This window comes from Pseudogemmobacter faecipullorum, assembly GCF_020539525.1.
Taxonomy (GTDB): Bacteria; Pseudomonadota; Alphaproteobacteria; order Rhodobacterales; family Rhodobacteraceae; genus Pseudogemmobacter; species Pseudogemmobacter faecipullorum.
This window is the reverse complement of sequence record NZ_JACDXX010000059.1, coordinates 1-2,438: the sequence shown is the minus strand read 5'-3', so window position 1 is coordinate 2,438 and position 2,438 is coordinate 1. Positions and strand designations below refer to the sequence as shown.

Annotated in this window: 5 protein-coding genes; 3 read left to right on the top strand and 2 right to left on the bottom strand. The window is 58.2% G+C overall.

The window, feature by feature from the left end:
- Positions 1 to 345 precede the first annotated feature (345 nt).
- Complete coding sequence (locus H0485_RS21010) at positions 346 to 552, top strand: hypothetical protein (protein WP_226937841.1); 207 nt, start codon at positions 346 to 348, stop codon at positions 550 to 552.
- Positions 553 to 557: 5 nt separating this feature from the next.
- On the opposite strand, the gene H0485_RS21005 is transcribed toward H0485_RS21010, so the two are convergent.
- Positions 558 to 749 (bottom strand): FHA domain-containing protein, encoded by a 192-nt coding sequence (locus H0485_RS21005; RefSeq protein ID WP_226937840.1) that lies wholly within the window; start codon positions 747 to 749, stop codon positions 558 to 560.
- A gap of 41 nt (positions 750 to 790) precedes the next feature.
- Here H0485_RS21005 and H0485_RS21000 point away from each other — a divergent pair, with 41 nt between their 5' ends.
- Positions 791 to 1,465: a hypothetical protein gene (locus H0485_RS21000; RefSeq protein WP_226937839.1), complete on the top strand. Its 675-nt coding sequence runs from the start codon at positions 791 to 793 to the stop codon at positions 1,463 to 1,465.
- Between the two features lie 348 nt (positions 1,466 to 1,813).
- On the opposite strand, the gene H0485_RS20995 is transcribed toward H0485_RS21000, so the two are convergent.
- Positions 1,814 to 2,116 carry a hypothetical protein gene (locus H0485_RS20995; RefSeq protein WP_226937838.1) on the bottom strand — a complete coding sequence of 101 codons (303 nt, stop codon included), beginning with the start codon at positions 2,114 to 2,116 and terminating at the stop codon, positions 1,814 to 1,816.
- Between the two features lie 108 nt (positions 2,117 to 2,224).
- On the opposite strand from H0485_RS20995, the gene H0485_RS20990 reads away from it, so the two are divergent.
- Positions 2,225 to 2,438 (top strand): DUF6950 family protein (locus tag H0485_RS20990; protein ID WP_435531527.1); only part of this gene is annotated, 214 nt, incomplete at its 3' end.

Sequence of the window (2,438 nt, the reverse complement as noted above, 5' to 3'; positions counted from 1 at the left end):
CGCGCTGTCCGGGAATGGGTTGCGGCCCGCAATCAGCTGGCCATAATGTTCACCGGGCGTTTCGACGCCTGACCGTATCTGATAACCGCGTGGCCCCGATCAGATACACAGACTTTCAGACACTCCCGAGGGCGGCGCCGCGAATACCTCCGGGGTGACGCCTCTCGTCACGGTGACGCCCTATCTCCCGCTCGGGATCAACATCGGCGCCCGCGTCGAGCTGATTGCCCCCGTGCTCCGCTGCTTTGTTCCGCCCAGCGGTCACAAGCCTTTCGGAATGACGCCTGGCCGCATCGGCCTGGGTGCGTCTCTCACCCTCCTGCAGAAAGTTTGAAAGGACTGAAAATGTCTCTTGATAAATACACCCTCAAAACCGTTGTGAACGGCAGCGTAGTGATTTCCGATACAGCGCCGCGTGCTCATGTCCGGATCGGCGGCTATGTTGCTGAGGATGGAACTCTGCTAGTGACCGCCGGAGATCTTGTGCTGGGGCGCCTCCCAGACTTGGCGGGCGCCCTCAGCGAAATTCAACAGCGGCTAGCCGTTGCCTGAAGATCTCAGAATTGCCCCTTCATTAGCTCTGAAAGCTCTTCAATGGTGTAGCTGGCAGCACCGAAGAGCAATGCAATGTTGGTTCCGTGCTGGGGTTGGCGATGTAGCTGAGCGCTGTAACGTCCATTTCCTCGATAAATGATGCGGATCTCATCACCTGTTTGCAGCGGTGTTGTTTCCTGACTGCCCTGTGACACTATCGAATCTCCTTCATCAAATTTGGCGTCGCAACCTAACGATGAAGCACCTCCGGGGCGAAGGTCTAGCCCCGGCATTTCTTCCAATCGAAAGCTATGTCATGCGGATTTATGATCCTGCCTTTGCCGCGAGCCTCACAGCTGCGCGGTCTTCGGGCATTGCCCCGGTCTGGTTTGCGCATTTCGTGGCCAAGGACCGCGAGACCGGCGAGCTGGTGGCGGCCGGGCTATGGAGCGGGGCTGAGGATATCACCATCGATGTCGAGGATCCGACCGGCGGCACAATCTCGCGGGGCTATATCGGCGGCTGCGGCCTTTCGGTTTCCGGGCTGCAATATGTTGCTGACCTCACCGATAACCCGGTGACTATCAGTATGAGCCAGATCGCCCCGGCCGCGCAGCACCTCATGCGCGGTGTGGATCTGCGCCTCGCCAATTGCGAAATCCATGCCACCACCCGAAACGGCGGCGCGCTGACCAGCGTGCCGCAGCTGCAATGGGTGGGGCTGGTCGATGCTGGTCCGGTCCAGACGCCCGCCGCCGGCGGCGAGGGGGCCATCTCGCTGACCATCCGCTCTGAGATCATGATGCAGCTGCAGGCCAGTAATCCCGCCAAATCCTCGGATCAGCACCAGCGCCGCCGCCTCTCGACCGATGAATTCTGCAAATACGCTGCGACCATCGGGTCGCGGGCGGTTCAGTGGTATCAGGGATGAAAATGCTTCTTCGGAAACTCAGGGCTGCAGAGAGCACGCTCGAAGGCACCATGATGCTCTCAGCCGCGATCGCCGTCGTCATTATCCTCGAGATCCTCGTTATATCGCATCTGCGATACGGCGCTCTGGATGATCTCAGCAGCTATCATGTTCCACAGCCCTCTGTCCGGGCTTGCTTTGAAAGATGAGAATTATGAAGCCTTTCGTAAACGAAAATGCACATGAGCCTCGTATCAGTGATCAAAAACAGGAAGGATCACAGATCATAAAATGCCTTTGCGCAAATGGGGCTACCCTGTCGCTCTTATTGAGTGGTGCGGCGCAGATATCAGCGCCGCACATTGAAATTCAGCGATAGGCGATGCGATCAAAGGCAGCGTTTATGGCCGTGATCGCATCAGAGAGAGCCGCATCTTCAAAATTTTTGAGATGAGGGATAATCCCGGGGCTTAATGGGCCCGCTCCGTTTTCCGTCTGCTCAATGTTGCCCCGCTCAAACGCTGCGAGAATTCGCTCTCTCAGTGGTTCTTTCCAACGGTCATCCGGGTAATGCCTGCCAAGTTCTCCCAGTGCTTCGCCAAGTGCAATCCATGTTGCCCAGCTAACTGTCAAAGCGTGTTTCGGATCAATTTCGAACTCCACTCTCGTCAACTAGAATCTCCTTCGTCAAAATGGTTGTGGTGACCTGACGATGGATGCGCGCCGGAGACTTTGTCGAGTCTCCGGCGCCCCTTTTCCCCGTCATCATAGGATACCGCTATGCAAGCAAAACGCCTGCCAAGCTGGCGTGCCCGGTTCGCTGATGAGATGGACCGACAGCGCCGCGAGGCTTTCACCTGGGGCCGCCATGACTGCGCCCTCGGCCTTGCCGCCGGGGCCTATGAGGCGATCACCGGCAAAGACGTGCGTTCGGACTGGTCCCGCTATCGCACCGCCGGTGGCGCGCTTCGGGCGCTTCGCAAGGCGGGCTATG

Coding starts and splice junctions, on each gene's coding strand:
- H0485_RS21000 (WP_226937839.1), top strand. CDS start 791: ATGAAGCACCTCCGGGGCGAAGGTCTAGCCCCGGCATTTCTTCCAATC.
- H0485_RS21010 (WP_226937841.1), top strand. CDS start 346: ATGTCTCTTGATAAATACACCCTCAAAACCGTTGTGAACGGCAGCGTA.